The organism is Aggregatibacter valvarum, assembly GCF_980468985.1.
Window position 1 is genome coordinate 753796 of sequence record NZ_OZ413141.1, and the last position, 22045, is coordinate 775840.

The window sequence follows — 22045 nt, forward strand, 5'->3', positions numbered from 1 at the left end:
ACCTTATCCAAATGCTAATATGCGAGATGCACATGCTGAAATAGGTGCAATTCAACAAGCTTATGAAAAAGGTGTGACTAAAGGAAAAAATATGGTGATCCATGTCCAAGGGCGTGATGTATGTACGCATTGTCGTCAAGACATTGCATCAGCAGCAGAAAAAGCAGGATTAAAATCGGTCATTGTTCATGCTGTTGATGATAAGAACAAACTGAGAACTTATACTTGGATTCAAGGGCAAACATCAATAAAGGAAAATAAGAATGGAAAATAGCTTATTATTTTTTTCATGTGCATATAAATCAGAAGAGGGTGAATGGATAACTTTGGCAGATAGGGATATGGTATCTAAGATTGGTAAAGATAAAATATTATCTATGCTTAACAGCACAAAGAATCATAGATCTGACGTTAGATTAGAAGTTATACCTGAACCAGAAGTAGGCTTGTCTGAATTAAGGATGGAATCAGATGGTGAGAGATATTTATTTACTCTACTTGAATATGGGGATAACGGGAAGTTTTTAATTAGGTCTAAGTCCGATTTTACTGGAGTTCCAAGATTGGTTGATTTTATGGGAGAACCTTTTCCAGCAAGTGAAGTTATAACAGATTTTGATTTTATTAAAAGAGTATTTGTTGAGTTGCTAGAAACAGGAAATGTTTCTTATGAGTTAATGGATATATAATTTATAACGTTGATAGTGTAGCTCTCATATTGTGCTAGTTTCCTATCGTACTGCAAAAATATTTAGTTATTTGATATTTGAATAGCATATACTTTAATAAAGAGCGGTCAATTTTCAAAGAGTTTTAAAACTTCTCAAAAATTGACCGCACTTTTTATTTTCAATGATGCTTATTTTAAGCAAATTTTGATATATCATTCTAACTTTATCAATAACTTAAACTCTATATCCAACTCGGATAGCGAACGTTGGCAAAACAGTTATTTCACTGCAGATAAAATCATCACGAACAGTGAGGAAGGCGACTTAACCCTTGATGCGGCGAATCTTAAAGCAAAACGTTGGGAAGCGGATATTCAAAATCTGACGATAACGAGCCGCCAAGATACGGAAAAATACGAATCGAAACAAACGAGCGCAGGCACAAGCGGCTCGGTGGCGTATGGTTCGGGCGGTAGTGCATCGGTGAATGCGTCTTACAACAAGGCAAAAGTGGATTATGCGCAAGTCAATGAACAAGCCGGAATTAGTGTCGGCGAGGATGGTATAGATGCCAATATCCACAACCATGCCCAACTGAATGCTGCCATCATCGAAAGTAGCGCGGAGGAAAGCAAAAACCGCTTTAAAGCCAAATCGATTTCTACAACAGATATTGAAAACCGCAGTGAGATAAAAACCGAAAGTGCGCGCGTTGGTGCGGGCACGGGAGGCATTAACCCGATGCAAGCTATCAGCTCCACCCTCAGTTTATTAGGTAACACCAATGAAAGCGCGCGCAGCCCCATAGATGGCGCAAGCGTCCACGCTTGTGCTGTTTAATAAAAAAATTGCGAATTTTATCCATAAACGTTGGGAGAACCAATGTTCAAAATCCTTTGGATTTTGTGACCGCACTTTAGTTGGTAGGCACAAGCGAGGACACTTGCGCCATCGTGGTGATTAATAATGTTTGGTATTTTTTTTAAAGATAAAGGTACACCTTTTGATAATGGATATGGAATGCATATTTTGGCTTCGATATCTTTAGGCGAATATGTAGAAGAATTACATATTCCAATAGACTATTGGAGTATTGAAGAATATAGAAATAGCTGGGCTACATCTATAGCTGATGGGATAGAAAAAAAGAAACATTCAGTACTTATTACATCTATGCATGAGCCAGAATCTTTAAATTTTATTTCTACATGGATTGTTTATTATGATGGGGAAATTTCTTATGTTCAAAATAAGATTATATTTGTAGATGATTTCCCAGAGTTTGATTCGTCTAAAATCAATGAATATGTAAATAAACGAGAGGTCTTAAATGAAGATGGTTTTAAGATATCTGAATGGATAGTGAAAACAAAAGATGTAATTGATTTTTATGATAGCATTATCCATTTAGTTTGACTAATTGATTCTAATAAAAAGGCATTATCACCCAAGATAGCGCGCGTCTCCTGACGCGTGCTTGTATCGATTTAAAAAATAAACAAACTGAAGTTATTCATGAAAATAGTGAAGATTTGAATCAAAAAATTGATGTTTTAGGCACACGTTAGGAAACGCACGCCATCGTGGGGGGGGAGTAGAAATAAAGATTATTATGAACCATTATATAGAAATCAAAAATTTTATAATCTTTTAAATGAAGAATATAAATATATTCCTACTAAAATAGGAACTATTGGAGATTCATTGTCTAGTGAATATATAAATAATAAGTTGGAGAAGAATGAGCCCAAAATAAATAACTGGTTAAAAGGTGAGAATGATGCTAAGTAGGTTATTCCAGTACTTGATTTTTACATTTTTTGCATCCGTAGTTTGCTTTATTGGGTTTTCGTTATTTTTAATTCTTATATCCTATATATTAAATTGGGGAGAAATATCTTTAAGTGAAATAAAAGACATTATTTTATTTTTCTTTAATGTGTTTAGTAAGGGATTTCCTTTGCTCTTTTTATCTATACTTATTTCAGATAATTTAAAAAGAAGATGAAAGGTGCTTTAAGAATATCACCAATGATAGCGCCATCGTGGGGGAAGTTTAAATAGAGGTATCCAATATATTTATAATGAGTCTCAAAAAGGAAGTAAATGATGAAAAGAATCATGTTAGATATTCTACTTTCTATTTTTATTGGAGTTTCTTTTTCATTATTATCGTTGATAGTTGGTAGATTGCTTTACAATATTGATAATTCAATATCTATTTTTGAGCTAGAATTGATTGATTTTGGTATAAAAAAACTTTCATTTTTAATCAAAATGACATTGTTTGTATCAAGTCTTTACTTTATTCTTTTTTTCTATGGTAGGAGTTTAAAGTAGCAAGATAATGTACTCAAATAATTATTTAGTCACAATCTTAAATTTTGAAACAAAAATAACAGATGAAGATATGTATTATGCAATCAATGGTAAATATGAAGCGATTGAAAATTATAAAGAGTCGTTTAATGGAAAATTAGCTTATTCTGTTAAGGATGGACTGGAACTTGGAGCAATGATTTATAGCGGTGGTGTACTTTCAAATGCATTAAGCAAATTGCCGGCAAGTGTTAATACATTGAACTTACCAAACAAAGTGGTTTCTGCAACAGCGAAAGTTGGGGATTTTGCTAAAGCACATCCTATTTTGGCTGAAAAACTGACAAATTCAGGCTTAAGTATGACAGCCACTCATTTGGGGAACTCTTATCAAGGTAAAGATACATCAGCCAGTGATTTAGCTTGGAGTGGTACAACAGGATTTATTACTGGTGGAACAAATTTTAAAACGACATTGATAGTGAATACCGTGAGTTCAGGCTTGCAAGGATATTTTGAGTCTAATGAGGATTCAATTAAACATGCTGGTTATAAAGCGGCTTCATCTGCTATCGCAACTTCATTGGGTGGAGCTGTAGGTAAAAGTATGGAAAAAACCGCTGATATGGCTATTCTAAAAGGTCTTAGTAAAAATCGGAGTTATTATAATCCTGAATATAGAAATAGGAACTTTTATTATACTGGTTATGAGGATTATAAGAAATATCCAGTTAGATTGGGGGTTGCAGCTGACTCGTTTACAGGTGAGTCATTAAATAAATTTTTAGAAGGCAATGAGCAAGATATTAGAAACTTTTCCAGAGAGAGTTTATATGCTAAGTAGATTAATGAGTTTTTTAGTTTATTTTACTGGTTATTCTTTGTTCGTTTTTATATTTTGTTTTGTTGGTATGTCTTCTCTTATTATATTATTTAAATTTATTGTGAGTTTTGGAAATATCTCTATGAAAGATATTCTTGACGTATTGTCATTTAACTTATATGGTTTTTCCAGATTATCACCATTAATAGTATTATCAATTCTTATATCTAAAAAACTCAGAGGTGGCTAGTATAGAAAGTGTTTAATTTCTGATGTTAAGTTATTAGAAATTTGTAGTCTGTTTTATATTTAAACAGACTACAAATTAAAATACAGAAGTACAAAGTGCGGTCAATTTTCCAGGGATTTTAAAATCTCCAATGATAGCGCCAGCGTCCACGCTGGTGCTGTTTAATAAAAACATTGTGAATTTTACCCATAACCATCGGCAGAGCCAATATTCAAAATTCTTTGAATTTTTTGACCGCACTTTTAGTTGATAGGCACAAGCGAGGACGCTTGCGCCATCGTGGGGTTCGGCGAATGTAGCGAAGGGCAAGTCGAACTCGCATAGCGAACGCTGGCAAAATAGTCACTTTACTGCAGATAAAATCATCACGAATAGTGAGGAAGGCGACTTAACCCTTGATGCGGCGAATCTTAAAGCAAAACGTTGGGAAGCGGATATTCAAAATCTGACAATCACGAGCCGTCAGGATACGGAAAAATACGAATCGAAACAAACGAGCGCAGGCACAAGCGGCTCGGTGGCGTATGGTTCGGGCGGTAGTGCATCGGTGAATACGTCTTACAACAAGGCAAAAGTGGATTATGCACAAGTCAATGAACAAGCCGGAATTAGTGTCGGCGAGGATGGTATAGATGCCAACATCCACAACCATGCCCAACTGAATGCTGCCATCATCGAAAGTAGCGCGGAGGAAAGTAAAAACCGCTTTAAAGCCAAATCGATTTCTACAACAGATATTGAAAACCGCAGTGAGATAAAAACCGAAAGTGCGAGCATCGGTGCGGGCACGGGAGGCATTAACCCGATGCAAGCTATCAGCTCCACCTTAAGTTTATTAGGTAACACCAATGAAAGCGCGCGAAGCACCACCAAATCGGCCATCAGCGGTAACATTCAGATAGAGACGGAAACACCGGAAAATCTGACCGCACTTTCACGGGATACGAAGAATGCGAATCAACGTGTTGAAAAGCAAGATTTACAAAAAGTGCAAGAACGCCAAGAAATGGCGAAAGTGATAGGCGACATCACGAACAACGCGATTAATATTGCCACCTATGAAGAGCGTGAGAAAATCAACAAGCTAGGGCTTGAGAAGTTTAAGCTGGAAGAGAAATACGGAAAAGACAATCCTCAAGCGCAAGAAATCGGTAAACAAATTACCGCGATTCAAAATGACATCGACCGCACTTACGGTATAGGCAGTGAAAAAGGCATGGCGATTCGCGCGGTGACAGCGGCATTACAAGCGGCAGCACAAAACGATACCTCAGGCAGTCTTGTCGCACTGGCTTCGCCTTATCTCAATCAAAAAATCCACGAGATGACGGCAGGCGACACCGCAAAAGACAAAGCGACTAATCTGATGGCGCATGCCCTGCTTTCTGCCGTGGAGTTCCAAGTGACAGGCAAAGACCCATTAACGGGTGCAGTGGCTGGAGTGACAGGGGAAGCAACCGCTGAAATCATCGCGAGAGCTTATGGCAAACCGGTCAGTGAATTAACGGCAAATGAGAAGGAAAACATTAGCACGTTAAGTCAACTGGCAGGCGGATTGGCTGCGGCATTGACAGCGAAAGCGAATGGCACCACAGCAGAGCAAGGGGGTAATTTCCTTGCAGCGACTTCTGGAGCAGAGACGGCTAAAAGGGCGGTGGAGAATAATTACCTAAGTATTGCAGATGTTCAGGACTTCATTCGAGAACTGAGTAAAGCACAAAAAGAAGGTCGTGATACTAAACCGATTTTAGAGAAATATAAAGGGATTAGTGAGGAAAACCGCCAGCAACTCATAGCGTGTAATGGTAATGTGGCTTGTGAAACGGCACATTTACATGAAATGAACACAGGGGCTGAAGAGCTTGAGAGAAATTTAGGGTTCTTTAGTCGTATGACGGTGTATTATCCAAATGATTTAAATACAGCAAATCGTATTGCACTATCTAATTTAGTTGAACGTGAAAATGCAGAAAGTTTTAGCAAGCTTTCAGATACCACAAAATTTGGTTTGAATGCCATGGAGGCTGGTACAGCAATAGGTTTGGGTGCGGCAGCAGGTTATGCAAAAGTTGGATTAAGCAAAGTTAAGAGCTTAATTAATGGAAAAGATAAAGCTTATCCGACATCGGGGATGGATGGGTATAAGCGTACTAATGTTGGGGATGAGGATTATCCTGAAGGCATTCATTTCAGTATGAATTTGAAAAATCATTTAATCCAAGGGGAAGGAATTAATCAACGAAGAGGTGTTGCTGGAGGACATAATAGAGAAAACTTCCTAAATACTCTTTCCCAGGGAGGCGGTCGAATCGTTAAGGAGGAATCAACAAATGTTGATGGTATTACTCGTATTCATTATGAAATTCCAAGATTAGGAAGAGACGGTAAACCTGATGGGACTTATAAAGCAATATCTAGCCCTAAAACGGTTTATGATCCTCAAAAATACTCTGATAATAATATATTAAAGTGGGGGCAAAGAGCGGCATCAAAAGGATATAAAGAGGCTATGGGAGCTTTTGATGTTAGAGAATATAATGCAACCTATAATGGAATTGAATATAAAATATATTTAAATAAAAAAACAGGAGAGGTTCAAAATGTTCACCCAAGATGATTTTTCTTATATACCAATCAGATCTAAATCATATAATTTTTTTTATAAAGTAAATTTTGATGAAGATAATCCTGAAAGAACAGTAAAGCAATGTTTCTCTGTTTTATATGATTATGGTGTTTTCTTATATGCGGTTTATTTAGTGCTAGTAGATAAGGATGGTTATGCACAAGATGGTTGTTATTGGTATTATCCAGATATGAATAGTCCCGATCCAAGAGACCATTTTGAAGGAGTTTATTTTCAAGATGGATTTAATGATCCTGATTGGATAGCCATTGTAACAGAACAAGAAAATCTAAAATATACAGAAAAAGCTTGTGAAAGATTTCTAGAAATACATCCTGATAAAAAATATAGAGAATTAATAACCTATATGCTAGATTTTGCTAAAAAAGAGATAAATGATCGAGTATTAAGTGAACAGGAGTTTAGAAATTAATTTGGAAAGTAGAGTTTTTAATGAAGAATTAGGAGTTTAAACTTTTATAGTTCCCCCCCCTGATGGCGCAAGCGTCCACGCTTGTGCCATTACAATCTATTATAGTTCTGGAGTTAGCAAAATCCCGAGGCAAGCTCACGAATAAAGTTTACCGGAAAATATAGTGGTATTTGGCGATAAAGTGATTACCTGTTTAAGTTCTTCATTCTCTCCTAGATAGAGCGCGTTTCCTAACGCGTGCTTGTATCTATCTAACAAAAAAATTGATGTTTTCGGCACGCATTAGGAAACGCGCGCTATAGTGGGAGCAAAAGGCTGTAGCTAAAGGTATAGTAATTTACTTGAGAGAAATAGATTAGATCCAAAAGCTTATCAAGATTCACAAAAAATTAACGGTATACAATTTCACTACTATATAAATATGGAAACTAAAGGAGTAACAAATGTACACCCAGAATAGTATTCCCTTATATACAGCCAAAGGAGATGATTCTCGTAGCCCTTTAAATTTTTTTTATGGTGGAACAGGTGACTTAGATGAACCTGAGTTTAGTATAAAAGCCTACTTTAATATTGTTTATTATGAGGGAGATTTTTTAAAAGCTATTTATTCTGTTCTGGTAGAAAAGGATGGATTCTGTGAGGAGGGAGCAGATTGCTATTACCCTGATATGAATAGTCCGTTTCCAGAAGATCACTTTGAAGGGGTAAGGTTTGAGATTGGAGGCTTATGTGATCCTAGATATCAGGTTCATGTATCTGAAGAAATCTGCTTTATGTATTTTAAAAAAGCATGTGAACATTTTTTGGAATTACATCCTGAAAAAGAATATGCAGAGTTTATTTATGATATTTTAAATAATTGGGAACCATCAGAGATGAAATGAAATCACCAGATGGCGCTAGTCTCCTGACGCACGCCATCGTTTGGGGAAAAATAATGGCAAAACGAGTTAATTATGAAACTTTAAAACAATGGTTTTTTGACGATGCTTATATTTGGTGTCAACGTAAATTTACTGAAGGGAAAATAAAGAATTGGCATGGGGAATTTAATGAATGGGGAGGTGCTTTAGATAGTTTTGATGGGCATTTTGATTTGCTAATTGAGAAGTTAATGCTAAATGTAATTTTTATTATAACTAATGGAGCAAGGCATATATTGAGTCATCAGATAGTTTTTAATGAAATACAAGAGATTTTATTGAATAATAACCTTGATGAGCTAGTTTCGGTTTTAGAAGAAGATGAAAAAGAGGATTTTCTTTATGATTTAAATTTGATTTTAAATAATAGGGAGATTGAAGAATAGCAAGTAGTATAATGATATTTACCCAGATATCCCCCCCCTCTGATGGCGCAAGCGTCCACGCTTGTGCTATAACAATCACCAATGATAGCGCCAGCGTCCACGCTGGTGCTGCTTAATAAAAACATTGTGAATTTTACTCATAACCATCGGCAGAGCCAATATTCAAAATTCTTTGAATTTTTTGACCGCACTTTTAGTTGATAGGCACAAGCGAGGACGCTTGCGCCATCGTGGGGTGTTGAGTATCCGGCAGATTATAATTTGCCGACTCACACTGGTGGAAATCAAACGGTAACGAATGATAAAGACAGCCATATTTTGGTAGGCGGTGAAAGTCAGGTTGGGGATTGGAGGGATGGTGTTGTTACTAGAGATAATATTGACTTCACATCTAAACCAAAACAAAAAGTAAATTCGACACAGCCTGGAGATATTGTTAGGACTCCAGATTCTCATCCTGACGACTTTACAAAAGTTAGAGGAGCTAAAAGATTTAAAAATAAATATACAGATGAAATTTGGGAGGTTAGTGATACAAGACATTCTGATAAAACCGGAGAGTGGAAGGTAGGTTTAAATGGGGATTTACCAAATAGAAACAAAAAAATTACAATAGGACGAAGCGATGGAAAATTTATCAAAATTGATAATAAATAATGAGTTATGTTTTAGAAATATTAATTTCAATGGGTTTTCAACTAGTAATAAATGGGTTGGGTATTTTAAAGCAAAGGATTTAAGTGATGTTGGCAATATAAAAAGAGCTTCTGAATTGCTTAAAACCTTCTTTTGTAAAGATTTGGACAACTTTTTTTTACTTAGTGCTTTAGTATATGATGATGATTCAGATATTGATGATGGTATAAGAGAATCTGAGTATTTAGAAGAATACTTATTTTTGTATGAGGAAGCTAAAAAGAGTAATTTTTTGAATGACTATGACGGGGTTTATAAAGAATATTTTGAATCAATTGATTTAAAAGATGAGAAGCAGCCACCAATAAGTATATTTAATATGCATTTTGATTTAAATAAAATTTTCTTATATTGTGAATTAGTTTTAGCTTTCTATTTTGGAAAAATTAGTGGTGGAATTTGTTTTTTAATTAATCCTAAATTAGGTATTGCGCTTTATCCACATGATGATATTGGTTATGGATGTATTTCCCTTACAGAAGATACTTCTTTATCTGAAATGTTTTTAAATTTTTGTAATAAAGATCAATATTTCAGTTCTATTTTTAATGAAGAATTAATAAAGTAGAAATTGAGAGAGCTTTAAAGAAGTATGCTTGTGCCCCCAGATAGCGTGCGTCTCCCGACTCGTGCTCCATCTAACCAAAAATAAACAAACTAAGTTTATTAGTGGAAATACTGAAAAATCTGATTTAGGTAAATTTGATACGTTGTCATCAGATCCCCCCTGATGGCGCAAGCGTCCACGCTTGTGCCATTACAATCTATTATAGTTCCGGAGTTGGCAAAATCCCGAGGCAAGATCGGAAGGTTGGACGCAATCGGATGCCCTATAGATGGCGCAAGCGTCCACGCTTGTGCTGTTTAATAAAAACATTGCGAATTTTACCCATAAACGTTGGGAGAACTAATGTTCAAAATTCTTTGGATTTTGTGACCGCACTTTTAGTTGATAGGCACAAGCGAGGACGCTTGCGCCATCGTGGCGAAGACCACGAAGACGCGCTTAGATAAAGTGCAATCCCGCCATCACCTCGGCACCCAAGTGAGCGGCAAAGACGTACTTCTTTCAGCAGGTCATGATGTGAAGGCGAAAGGCATTCAGGCTATTGCGGATGATAATCTCCATGTTCAGGCTGGACATGATGTTGATATTGGTGCGACGACCAATCACTTTAAAGAAGTGCATCAACAAACGAAGAAAACGTCGGGTGTGCTTGCGAGTGGCGGAGGCATCACCTTGGGTTCGAAATCGGAAAAACATCATGTTGAATCGGAAGGTCGGACGCAATCGGATGGACGAAGCACATTAGGGTCTTTGCATGGAAACATCAGCGTCCAAGCAGGCAATCACGCTCACGTGATGGGCACGGATATGATAACACCGAACACGAATCGTATCGATGTTGAAGCCGCGAGCGTGAAAGTTGAGGCGGGGAAAGATATTATTCATACGAATGAGCGTCATGAGTATAAACAATCTGGCGTAAGTTTGGCGGTAAGTACACCGGTCACGGACATGGCGCAAGCGGCGTACAGCAGCGCACAACGTAGTCAACAGGTGACGAATCCGAAACTGAAAGCGCTTTATGCGATGAAAGCGGCGGAAGAAGCGGCAATGGCGGCACAAAATGTCGGTAAGGTGGCGGAGACCTTAGATGCCTTGCGGGCAGGGAATATGCAACAAAACGGAACCACGTCAAGCCCGAGTGTCAAGGTGAGTCTTGGTTACGGTAGCCAAAAACAAACGCAAAGCAGTGAAAGCCAAAGCATTCGTCATCAAAAATCCACATTAAGCACCGGCGTATTAAATGTCAGAGCGCACGGTGAAAAAGTGGTTTTTGAAGGCGTGGATGCGAATGCCAAGTTAATGGCGCTTTCCGGCAAACAAGGGATTGACATCAAAGGGGTGAAAGACGAAGAGCATCAGCGTACGGAGAATAAATCGTCCGGCGGAAGTGTCGGAGTTTTTGTGGGGACCAATGGTAATAGTTACGGATTGGGGATAGAAGGTTCGGCGAATGTGGCGAAGGGCAAGTCCAACTCGGATAGCGAACGCTGGCAAAATAGTCACTTTACTGCAGATAAAATCATCACGAACAGTGAGGAAGGGGACTTAACCCTTGATGCGGCGAATCTTAAAGCAAAACGTTGGGAAGCGGATATTCAAAATCTGACGATAACGAGCCGCCAAGATACGGAAAAATACGAATCGAAACAAACGAGCGCAGGCACAAGCGGCTCGGTGGCGTATGGTTCGGGCGTTGGGGTATCAGCGAATGGGGCATACAGTAAAGCGAAAGTGGATTATGCACAAGTCAATGAACAAGCCGGGATTCGTGTCGGCGAGGATGGTATGGATGCCAACATCCACAACCATGCTCAACTGAACGCCGCCATCATCGAAAGTCGCGCGGAGGAAAGTAAAAACCGCTTTAAAGCCAAATCGATTTCGACAACAGATATTGAAAACCGCAGTGAGATAAAAACCGAAAGTGCGAGCGTGGGTGCAGGCACGGGAGGCATCAACCCGATGCAGGCGATAAGCTCCACCTTAAGTTTATTGGGCAACACCAATGAAAGCGCGCGCAGCACCACCCAATCAGCCATCAGCGGCAACATTCGGATAGAGACGGAAACACCGGAAAATCTGACCGCACTTTCACGGGATACGAAGAATGCGAATCAACGTGTTGAAAAGCAGGATTTACAAAAAGTGCAAGAACGCCAAGAAATGGCGAAAGTGATAGGCGACATCACGAACAACGCGATTAATATTGCCACGTATGAAGAGCGAGAGAAAATCAACAAGCTAGGGCTTGAGAAGTTTAAGCTGGAAGAGCAAGAAAAAGCCTTGAAGGGGCAGGCTGGTAATGAACAACAGCTTGCCGCCATTAAGCAACAACTGACAAACATTCAAGCTGAAATCACGAAAACTCAAGGTGAAATCGACCGCACTTACGGCATAGGTAGTGAAAAAGGGATGGCGATTCGAGCGGTGACGGCAGCATTACAAGCGGCGGCACAAAATGATACCGCAGGTAGTCTTGTCGCACTGGCTTCGCCTTATCTCAATCAAAAAATCCATGAGATGACGGCAGGCGACACCGCAAAAGACAAAGCGACTAACCTGATGGCACATGCCCTGCTTTCTGCCGTAGAGTTCCAAGTGACAGGCAAAGACCCATTGACGGGGGCAGTGGCAGGAGTGACAGGTGAAGCAACGGCTGAAATCATCGCAAGAGCTTATGGCAAACCGGTCAGTGAATTAACGGCCAATGAGAAGGAAAACATTAGCACGTTAAGTCAATTGGCGGGTGGATTGGCTGCGGCATTGACGGCGAAAGCGAATGGCACCACAGCGGAACAAGGGGGTAACCTCCTTGCGGCGACTTCAGGGGCTGAGACGGCTAAAAGGGCGGTGGAGAATAATTTCTTGAGTGATGCTTCAAGAGCAAGACTGAATGCTTTAAAAGCAAAATACCACCGAGGAGAAAATCTGACAACGAAAGAAGAAAAAGAATTTATTGGTTTAATTCAATCAGATCAGCGTAGTGATGGTCTCTTGGATAAATTTAGAAAAGATCCAAATTCCTTAAATAGCAATGAAAGAAAGGAATTTTTAAGCTATGTAGATCGTTATTACATAGAAACCATTACGGGAAAAACCGCATCGGGTTATAAATTGGCGTCATCAACATCACCTGTTAATGCTAAAAATCGTTTTGAATCAGAATATTTAATTAATGATCCTGTACCCAAACGAGATTACGGTCATTTCCCTTTTGCAGGAACAAATACCCAAAAATCACAGGCGGTGGATTCATTGCCTGAAGAGAGTAAAAACTGGTTAGGTTGGCGTTCAGAAAAACATTCTCGTGATGAAGAAATGTATTATGCAATCAACGGTAAATATGAAGCGATTGAAAATTATAAAGAGTCGTTTAATGGAAAATTAGCTTATTCTGTTAAGGATGGACTGGAACTTGGAGCAATGATTTATAGTGGTAGTGTACTTTCAAATGCATTAAGCAAATTGCCGGCAACTGTTAATGCATTGAACTTACCAAACAAAGTAGTTTCTGCGACTGGTAAGGTGGGGGATTTTGCTAAGAATCATCCTCTTCTGACAGAGAAATTTGCTAACTCAGGTACAAGTATGGGATTTACTTATCTTGGAAATTCATTAAGTGGGAAAGAGACTTCGATGAGCGATCTGGCATGGAGTGCAGGAACTGGTTTTGTTGCGGGAGGAACAAAATTTGGAACAACATTAGCTATTAACTCTGTTAGCGGAGGTGTTCAGGGATATTTTGAAGAAAATGATGAGCCAGTTAAACATGCTGGTTATAAAGCAGCTTCATCCGGTATAGCAACATTAGTCGGTGGAGGTATAGGGAAAGGAATCGAAAAATCAGGATTTAGAGTACTGGTTGGTAATGTTAGTAGAAATAAAGATTATTATGAACCATTATATAGAAATCAAAAATTTTATAATCTTTTAAATGAAGAATATAAATATATTCCTACTAAAATAGGAACTATTGGAGATTCATTGTCTAGTGAATATATAAATAATAAGTTAGAGAAGAATGAGCACAAAATAAATAGCTGGTTAAAAGGTGAGAATGATGCTAAGTAGGTTATTCCAGTACTTGATTTTTACATTTTTTGCATCCGTAGTTTGCTTTATTGGGTTTTCGTTATTTTTAATTCTTATATCCTATATATTAAATTGGGGAGAAATATCTTTAAGTGAAATAAAAGACATTGTTTTATTTTTCTTTAATGTGTTTAGTAAGGGATTTCCTTTACTCTTTTTATCTATATTTATTTCAGATAATTTAAAAAGAAGATGAAAGGTGCTTTAAGAATATCCCCCATAGATGGCGCAAGCGTCCATCCCATGATGGCGCCAGCGTCCACGCTGGTGCTGTTTAATAAAAACATTGTGAATTTTACCCATAAACGTTGGGAGAACCAATGTTCAAAATCCTTTGGATTTTGTGACCGCACTTTTAGTTGATAGGCACAAGCGAGGACGCTTGCGCCATCGTAGGGGCTGCATCTAAAGTTGGGTATCGTTTGGGGAACTTAGTTGAAAATAAATTAGAGCCTATTTTTAATCCTGCTAAGAATAAATATTCTTGGGTTGATTCTGGATATTTAGGTATTTCTTATCAGAAAGAACCTAGTTCCATACCAAGCCGAATAGGTAATATTTCTGATTCTTATATGTCAGAAAGGGTTAATAAATATTTGTCAGATCAAAAAATACTAAAAGATAAGGTATATGAACAAAAAGAAGAGGTTAAATGATGAGATATTTTATTGTTTATTTATTCTCTTGCTTATTATGTTTTATTGTTTTTGAATTGATTCTAGGTATGTTTGATTATTTTATTTATGGGCAGTTTACAGGGGATCTTATACAGGCCGTAATAGCATCTATCATCGTTTCTGTTATAGCTATGGTTATTCATTTGATTTTTGGTATGAAGAAGTAAATCAGAGACTGTGGGAAAAGAGTTGAATAATAAGGAGAATAAAAAATGAGAACTTTATCTTTCTTAATTTGGTCTGGTATCTTTGTGTCTTTTTGTGGTTCTATTTTTATAGGTTTTTTTCTACTTTTAAATTATATTAAATTTAATGAATTTGATTATATCTTACTATTCAAAGTGGCCTTTGTGTTTTTTATTGCTGGTTTTATTATTCCTATACCAGAGTTAATAAAGTTAAGAAATAAAATAAAATGATTATTGGTTGATCCCATAGGTGGCGCAAGCGTCCACGCTTGTGCTGTTTAATAAAAACATTGCGAATTTTACCCATAAATGTTGGGAGAACCAATGTTCAAAATCCTTTGGATTTTGTGACCGCACTTTTAGTTGATAGGCACAAGCGAGGACGCTTGCGCCATCGTGGGGTATAACACCATAAAAGTTAATTTAAATAACTTAGAAATTGAGATATCTAAGCAAAATAGGCACTTAGAAAATACGAATGAGTATAAAGTTTCTCTTGCTAATGGACAACAGAAAAGCCTTATCACTGTAAGTTTAGATTCTTTAAAAGGTTATGTAGGAACTGGACAGCAAGTGGGAAAAATTGAAATTGGGCTTCCAGGCTCTAAAGAAAGGGTGAACTTCAATAAAAATATCGGTATTTATATTGATCCTGTTACAGGAAATCAAACTCCAACAACTATGGGAATTATTCACTATAGTAAAAATGGATATCATATAGTTCCAGCTAAACCAAAGGAATAATAGTCTATGAATAATGAAATTATAAGATTAAGAATTGTTACCCAAAATGCCTTGATAGGCAAAATTACCAGAGAGGTTAGGGGGGTTTATGCAAGAATCAATGAAAATTGTATAAGTATTTATGTTGTTATTGATGGAGATATCTCTAACTATTGGAATGAAGAGATCTATGAAATAGGTACAGATATTATTTCTAATTTCGGTGAATATTATACTATTGATGAGAATTTAGTTAGAATTGATTACCCTAAATATTTATCTTTTGATAATTATATATGTGTATATAAGCGCCATGAAAAATATGAATAAGATTAGAACTATTTATAACAAGAATTTAAAAAGAATTAAGGATTAATAATGTTTGGTATTTTCTTTAAAGATAAAGATACATCAATGATAGCGCCAGTATCCACGCTGGTGCTGCTTAATAAAAACATTTTGAATTTTACTCATAACCATCGGCAGAGCCAATATTCAAAATTCTTTGGATCTTTTGACTGCACTTTTAGCTGATAGGCACCAGCGAGGACGCTTGCGCCATCGTGGGGAAGCTTTTAATTGGTAAATTGGATGTATATTTCCAATTTTATTTGTTTTTCTTTGAATTGGAAACTAAGTTCCAATTTTAGAATTAACAGCAAAATGATGGCGCCAGCGTCCACGCTGGTGCTGTTTAATAAAATCATTGCGAATTTTACTTACAACCATTGGCAGAACGAATATCCAAAATTCTTTGGATTTTTTGGCCGCACTTTTAGCTGAGAGGCACAAGCGAGGACGCTTGCGCCATCTTGGGGGTGATTTATGTGGTGGATTAGTTGTTGCAATAAATCCAAAAAAAGCTGAAAATTTTCATCGAACTTTTTTGTGTTTAACGCTTATGCTGTCGAGCGTTTTCTAACGCGTGCTTTGGACATTAAATAAAGTGCGGTTGATTTTTGAAGTGTTTTGTTGGAATTAGGCACACGCTGGGAAGGGTGCGCTATCGTGAGGGAAAAATAACAATGTTAAATAAGATAAAGTTTAAATCAGGAATCAATCCGTCATCAACTGTTGGATTAGAATTGAACTTAAGCCCAGTTACCGTTTTTATTGGACCAAATAACAGTGGAAAATCACAGGCTTTAATCGAGATAGAAAGATGGGTTACTGAAGGAATAAAAGAATTTTCTAAAATTGTAGAATTTATAGAATTTAAATGTTTTAGTGAACAGGAGGTGATTTGTGAACTATTAAATAGAATTAAGTTACCAGACTCTATTGAGAATAGAAGGCATAGTGAAGAATATGAATATATAGGGAAATATCAAAATAATAGGCAAATATATATTCCTAGCCTAATTAAGCATGCCTCTAACCCTAATGAGATTACAGATGGATATTCAGATCTGTTTTATATGCTTTCTTGTTACACATTAAGGTTGGATGGTTATAATCGATTATCTTTAATTAATCCTCAGCAGTGTGGTGATTTGCTCGAAAAACCAATAAATAATTTTTCAAAATTATTTATTGATGAGGAATTAATGAATAAAGTAAGAAGCGTAGTCTTTGACTCATTTAAGAAATATTTAGTACTTGATCCAACTCATTCAGGGTATTTGAGATTAAGATTATCTTCTGTAGAACCTGCAAATAATATTGAAAAGAGCTTAACAAGTGAAGCAAGAGAATTCCATAAGAATGCCACAATTATTGAAGATGCAAGTGATGGGGTAAAGGCTTTCATTGGAATAATAATATCATTGATTGCTGATGAATCTAAACTGATTTTAATTGATGAACCAGAAGCGTTTTTACATCCAACACTATCCTATAAATTAGGGAAAGAAATAACTTCTTTTGTAAATGATAAACAAAGATTATTTATTTCTACACATAGTGCTAATTTTTTAATGGGATGCGTACAAAATAATATTGGATTAAACATAGTTAGGTTAACTTATGATGTACAAGGTTCAACGGCTAGAGTATTAACACAAGATAAATTAAAGCCATTAATGCAAAACCCCTTATTACGTTCGATTGGTGTTTTTAATGCTCTTTTTTATAATGCTGTTGTAGTTACTGAAGCTGATGCTGATAGAGCTTTTTATCAAGAAATAAATGAACGTCTACTAAAAGATAAGGATCCAAGAGGTATTGAAGGATGTTTGTTTCTAAATGCTCAAAATAAACAAACTGTTTGGGATATTGTTAAGCCATTAAGAGAGTTAGGTATTCCTACTGTTGGGATTGTTGATATTGACGTAATTAAAGAAGGTGGAGATGTTTGGAATAAAGTGCTAAATGGAATATATTTGCCAGAACTCAGCTATGATTCTTATAGAACTAATAGAAGTAAATTAAAACAAGCTTTTGATAAAATTTTAGGAAAAGACATGAAACGTGATGGTGGAGTAAATTTACTAAATGGTTCTGAAAAAGACTTTTGTTTAGATTTTTTTAAAAATTTATCTGAGTATGGGTGTTTGGTTGTTCCTGTTGGTGAAATTGAAAAATGGTTAGAAAGTCTTGATATTGATCGTGGAAAGTCATCTTGGCTAAGGAATATATTTGAGAAAATGGGAGATAATCCTGATTTAGATGAATATGTTAGACCTGCTAATGGAGATGTATGGGATTTTATAGGGGAAGCATCTAAATGGATTAATGCCCCAAACAAAAAAGGTATCCCTGAATAAACTTTCTGATGATAAAAATACCACCTAGTTAGAGGTGGTATTTTTTATTATAACCAGCCAAAGTCTGGCTATAAAAACTATACGCTATGCGTATGGAGCCAAATAGCTTAAGCGGTGAACAGAAAAAATCCTCGCTATATAATGAACAAGGCTGATAACCGAAATTCAACATATAGGAGGATTATAGTCCTACTTCATCGCCACACCCAACCACTTCATCATCTCTCTCTCATCCCAACCTTTACGTTTGGCGTAATCTTGAGCTTGGTCTTCATCGATGCGACCTAAAGTGAAATAGTTACTTGCAGGGTGGGTGAAATACCAACCGCAGACAGAAGCTGCCGGCCACATGGCGTAGCTTTCGGTGAGTTTCATGCCGATGCGTTGTTCCACTTCTAATAAATCCCAAATCAAGGCTTTTTCCGTGTGTTCCGGGCAGCTTGGGTAACCCGGTGCAGGGCGGATGCCCACATAGTTTTCGTTGATTAAGCCTTGGTTGTCGAATTCCTCTTGGGTGTAGCCCCAAATGCGGGTACGGAGTTCGAAGTGCAGGTATTCCGCCATGGCTTCAGCGAGACGGTCGCCTACAGCTTGTAGCAAGATGGCGTTGTAGTCGTCGCCTGCCGCTTTGTAGCCTTCCACTAAATCCATTTCTTCAACGCCGGCACAGACAGCGAACATCCCCATCCAGTCTTTTTTGCCACTTTCGCGATCGGCGATAAAGTCGCTTAAGGCAAAGTTAAATTGGCTTTTGCTGTTTTTGCCACGTTCCGTTTGTTGGCGTAAGCCGTAAGCCGTGCCGATAGGTTGAGTGCGGTCTTCATCGGAGAATAACACCACATCATCGCCCACACGTTCCGCAGGGAAAATACCCAACACGCCGCTTGGGTTAAGTTTGTGGTTTTGTTCGAAAGCATCTAACATCGCTTGCGCATCATTCCACACGCGGCGGGCTTCTTCGCCACTTTCCGGATGATCAAAGGCATCTGGATAGCCACCCATTAAGCCCCACACGCGGAAGAACGGCGACCAGTCGATAAATTTGCGTAGTTCGGCAATCGGCACGTTTTTAAATTCCACAATGCCCGTTTGTTTTGGCGTTGGCGGTACATAATCTGCCCATTCGCCGCTAAAGCCATCAAAACGGTTGGCGCGCGCTTCTTCAATGCTGAGCTGTTTGCGCAGTGGTTTACGATTAGAGAAAGATTGTTGAATTTTCTCGTAATCTTTCTTGAATTGCTCCCACAATGCTGCACGCCCTTCCGGGTTCATCAGCGTGGCACAGACTGTGACCGCACGGGAGGCGTTCGAGGTATAGAACACGCCGTGTTGTTTATATTTTGGATACAGTTTAATGGCGGTATGTTCTTTGGAGGTGGTTGCGCCACCGATTAAAACAGGCAAGTTCAACCCTAAACGCGTCATTTCGCCGAGGAAGTATTCCATTTCGTCTAAAGATGGCGTAATCAAACCGCTCAAGCCGATAAGATCCGCTTTTTCCTCAATGGCGGTTTGAATGATTTTGTCTGCCGGCACCATCACGCCCAAGTCAATTACTTCAAAGTTATTACATTGCAACACCACGCTCACGATGTTTTTACCGATATCGTGCACATCGCCTTTCACGGTGGCGATCACCACTTTGCCGTTGCTGGAGCCTTTTTGTTTTGTGGCGTTGATAAACGGCTCTAAATACGCCACGGATTGTTTCATCACGCGCGCGGATTTCACCACTTGCGGCAGGAACATTTTGCCGTCGCCGAACAAATCGCCTACCACGTCCATGCCCGCCATGAGCGGGCCTTCGATTACCTCTAACGGCGTTGGCAATTTTTGACGCGCTTCTTCGGTATCTTCGATGATGTGCGTAGTAATGCCTTTCACCAGCGCGTGTTTTAAGCGTTCTTCCACCGGCCAAGTACGCCATTCGGACACAGAATCCACCGCACTTTCATCGTTGCCTTGGTTGCGATATTTTTCTGCAATATCCAGTAAACGTTCTGTGCCATCCGACGTGCGGTTTAAGACGGCGTCTTCAATCACATTGCGTAATTCCGGATCAAGATCATCGTAAATTGCAAGCTGTCCTGCGTTTACGATCCCCATGTCCATGCCTTGTTTGATGGCATGATAGAGGAAGACCGCGTGAATCGCTTCGCGCATCACGTTGTTGCCGCGGAAGGAGAAGGACACGTTTGATACACCGCCGGAAATCTTGGCGTGTGGCAAGCTGCGTTTAATGCGACCTGTGGCGTTAATGAAATCTACGCCGTAATTGTTGTGTTCTTCAATCCCGGTGCCGATGGCGAAAATGTTCGGGTCAAAAATGATGTCTTCCGGCGGGAAACCGACTTGGTTGACTAAGATGTTATAGGCACGGGTACAGATTTCTACTTTGCGATCTTCAGTGTCTGCTTGCCCCACTTCGTCGAACGCCATCACGACCACCGCCGCGCCATATTTACGCACCAGTTTGGCGTGTTCGATAAAGATTTCTTCGCCTTCTTTCAACGAGATGGAGTTCACAATCGGTTTACCTTGCACCGATTGCAAACCTGCCTCAATCACTTCCCATTTGGAGGAATCGATCATCACCGGCACTTTAGCCGCATCGGGTTCGGTCGCCATAATGTTGAGGAAACGGGTCATGCATTTTTTGCCGTCGAGCAAGGCTTCGTCCATATTGACGTCGATCACTTGTGCCCCGTTTTCTACTTGGTCGATGGCAATTTCAATGGCTTCGGCAAATTTGTCTTCTTTAATTAAGCGTTTGAATTTCGCCGAACCCGTCACGTTATTACGTTCTCCCACGTTCACGAACAGGCTTTCATCATCAATGTTAAGCGGTTCTAAACCGGATAAACGCATGGCGGTTTTAATTTGTGGCAATTTGCGTGGTGGGATGTTTTCTACCGCATTGGCAAAGGCTTTGATGTGTTCCGGTGTGGTGCCGCAACAGCCACCGATAATGTTTACAAAGCCGCTTTCCGCCCATTCTTTAAGGTGTGCCGCCATGTCTTCCGCACCGAGATCGTAGCCGCCGAAGGCATTCGGCAAGCCCGCGTTCGGGTGTACGGAAACATAGGTTTCGCTGATTTTGGAAAGTTGTTCGACATACTGGCGTAATTCTTTCGGGCCTAACGCACAGTTCAAACCGAATGTCAGCGGTTTGGCGTGGCGCAGGGAGTTGTAGAACGCTTCGGTAGTTTGTCCGGAAAGGGTACGGCCGGAAGCATCAGTAATGGTGCCGGAAATCATGATCGGCAATTCCACGCCTAATTCTTCAAATACGGTTTCGATGGCAAATACCGCGGCTTTGGCATTTAGCGTGTCGAAAATGGTTTCGATCATAATTAAATCAGCACCGCCCTCGATTAAGCCACGTGTCGCTTCTGAATAGGCATCTACTAGTTCCATAAAAGTGACGTTACGGAAGCCCGGATCGTTTACGTTCGGGGAAATGGATGCGGTACGGTTAGTCGGGCCGAGAATCCCCGCCACGAATCTTGGTTTTTCCGGCGTGCTGTATTTATCCGCCGCCAAACGTGCCAGTTTTGCGCCGGCAAAGTTGAGTTCGTAAGCAATGGATTGCAAGTCGTAATCCGCTTGTGCGATGGTGGTGGAGCTGAAGGTATTGGTTTCGATAATGTCCGCACCGGCTTCTAAATATTTTTCATGAATGGCGGAAATGAGTAACGGTTGGGTGAGGGTCAGCAAATCATTATTGCCGCGTAAATCGACCGCACTTTCTTTAAAGCGTTCACCACGGAAATCCGATTCGGTGAGTTTATATTTTTGGATCATCGTGCCCATGGCGCCGTCTAAAATTAAGATACGTTGGGCAAGGGCATTTTTTAGTATTTCAGTGGTGTTTTTCAAAATAAGCTTTCCGTTTGTTAGAGTTCAAATAAATGGGAGGAATAGTAGGAAGATGTGCTTGCGCTGTCAAATGTTATCTC

At 38.9% G+C, this 22045-nt stretch carries 17 protein-coding genes and 2 pseudogenes; 18 read left to right on the forward strand and 1 reads right to left on the reverse strand.

Features of this window, described 5'->3' with window-relative positions:
- Position 1: 1 nt before the first annotated feature.
- From AC30SF_RS03510 to AC30SF_RS03595, 18 genes and pseudogenes are all read left to right on the forward strand, one after another.
- A pseudogene (locus AC30SF_RS03510) lies at positions 2 to 274 on the forward strand (cytidine deaminase-like fold-containing protein); the annotation flags it as partial.
- Positions 264 to 689, forward strand: a complete 426-nt coding sequence (locus AC30SF_RS03515) for a DUF6911 family protein (protein ID WP_021615123.1) — start codon at positions 264 to 266, stop codon at positions 687 to 689. The pseudogene AC30SF_RS03510 and the gene AC30SF_RS03515, both read left to right, overlap by 11 nt.
- Before the next feature lie 186 nt (positions 690 to 875).
- Positions 876 to 1511 (forward strand): hemagglutinin repeat-containing protein, encoded by a 636-nt coding sequence (locus AC30SF_RS03520; protein ID WP_489607567.1) that lies wholly within the window; start codon positions 876 to 878, stop codon positions 1509 to 1511.
- Between the two features lie 126 nt (positions 1512 to 1637).
- On the forward strand, positions 1638 to 2087 hold the full coding sequence (locus AC30SF_RS03525; RefSeq protein ID WP_489607568.1) for a hypothetical protein: 450 nt from the start codon (positions 1638 to 1640) through the stop codon (positions 2085 to 2087).
- A gap of 931 nt (positions 2088 to 3018) precedes the next feature.
- Positions 3019 to 3834, forward strand: a complete 816-nt coding sequence (locus tag AC30SF_RS03530) for a hypothetical protein (RefSeq protein ID WP_489607569.1) — start codon at positions 3019 to 3021, stop codon at positions 3832 to 3834.
- A 527-nt stretch (positions 3835 to 4361) separates the two neighbouring features.
- Positions 4362 to 4553 (forward strand): annotated as a pseudogene (locus AC30SF_RS03535) (hemagglutinin repeat-containing protein); the annotation flags it as partial.
- Positions 4554 to 4580: 27 nt separating this feature from the next.
- On the forward strand, positions 4581 to 6680 hold the full coding sequence (locus AC30SF_RS03540; protein WP_489607570.1) for a VENN motif pre-toxin domain-containing protein: 2100 nt from the start codon (positions 4581 to 4583) through the stop codon (positions 6678 to 6680).
- A complete protein-coding gene (cdiI, locus tag AC30SF_RS03545) occupies positions 6664 to 7122 on the forward strand; it encodes a ribonuclease toxin immunity protein CdiI (protein ID WP_489607571.1) in 459 nt (152 codons plus the stop codon). The genes AC30SF_RS03540 and cdiI (AC30SF_RS03545) overlap by 17 nt, the downstream gene beginning before the upstream one ends.
- 443 nt (positions 7123 to 7565) lie before the next feature.
- Positions 7566 to 8009 carry a ribonuclease toxin immunity protein CdiI gene (gene cdiI, locus AC30SF_RS03550; RefSeq protein ID WP_489607572.1) on the forward strand — a complete coding sequence of 148 codons (444 nt, stop codon included), beginning with the start codon at positions 7566 to 7568 and terminating at the stop codon, positions 8007 to 8009.
- A complete protein-coding gene (locus AC30SF_RS03555) occupies positions 8006 to 8434 on the forward strand; it encodes a hypothetical protein (protein ID WP_048750219.1) in 429 nt (142 codons plus the stop codon). The genes cdiI (AC30SF_RS03550) and AC30SF_RS03555 overlap by 4 nt, the downstream gene beginning before the upstream one ends.
- 261 nt (positions 8435 to 8695) lie before the next feature.
- Positions 8696 to 9091 (forward strand): hypothetical protein, encoded by a 396-nt coding sequence (locus AC30SF_RS03560; RefSeq protein ID WP_489606468.1) that lies wholly within the window; start codon positions 8696 to 8698, stop codon positions 9089 to 9091.
- Positions 9060 to 9698 carry a hypothetical protein gene (locus AC30SF_RS03565; protein ID WP_021615214.1) on the forward strand — a complete coding sequence of 213 codons (639 nt, stop codon included), beginning with the start codon at positions 9060 to 9062 and terminating at the stop codon, positions 9696 to 9698. The genes AC30SF_RS03560 and AC30SF_RS03565 overlap by 32 nt, the downstream gene beginning before the upstream one ends.
- A 381-nt stretch (positions 9699 to 10079) precedes the next feature.
- On the forward strand, positions 10080 to 13772 hold the full coding sequence (locus AC30SF_RS03570) for a hemagglutinin repeat-containing protein (protein WP_489607573.1): 3693 nt from the start codon (positions 10080 to 10082) through the stop codon (positions 13770 to 13772).
- A gap of 380 nt (positions 13773 to 14152) precedes the next feature.
- Positions 14153 to 14449 carry a hypothetical protein gene (locus AC30SF_RS03575; protein ID WP_489607574.1) on the forward strand — a complete coding sequence of 99 codons (297 nt, stop codon included), beginning with the start codon at positions 14153 to 14155 and terminating at the stop codon, positions 14447 to 14449.
- Between the two features lie 233 nt (positions 14450 to 14682).
- Complete coding sequence (locus AC30SF_RS03580) at positions 14683 to 14889, forward strand: hypothetical protein (protein ID WP_485860635.1); 207 nt, start codon at positions 14683 to 14685, stop codon at positions 14887 to 14889.
- Positions 14890 to 15054: 165 nt separating this feature from the next.
- On the forward strand, positions 15055 to 15402 hold the full coding sequence (locus tag AC30SF_RS03585) for a polymorphic toxin type 50 domain-containing protein (RefSeq protein WP_489607575.1): 348 nt from the start codon (positions 15055 to 15057) through the stop codon (positions 15400 to 15402).
- Positions 15403 to 15408: 6 nt separating this feature from the next.
- Positions 15409 to 15711 carry a MafI2 family immunity protein gene (locus AC30SF_RS03590; RefSeq protein WP_489607576.1) on the forward strand — a complete coding sequence of 101 codons (303 nt, stop codon included), beginning with the start codon at positions 15409 to 15411 and terminating at the stop codon, positions 15709 to 15711.
- A 695-nt stretch (positions 15712 to 16406) separates the two neighbouring features.
- The gene (locus tag AC30SF_RS03595; protein WP_489607577.1) at positions 16407 to 18086 is read left to right on the forward strand and encodes an ATP-dependent nuclease; all 1680 of its coding nucleotides are present in this window, start codon (positions 16407 to 16409) and stop codon (positions 18084 to 18086) included.
- A 189-nt stretch (positions 18087 to 18275) separates the two neighbouring features.
- Here the strand turns inward: AC30SF_RS03595 and metH are convergent, their stop codons facing one another.
- Positions 18276 to 21968, reverse strand: coding sequence for a methionine synthase (gene metH, locus AC30SF_RS03600; protein WP_489608306.1), 3693 nt, complete (start codon positions 21966 to 21968; stop codon positions 18276 to 18278).
- Positions 21969 to 22045: the final 77 nt, after the last annotated feature.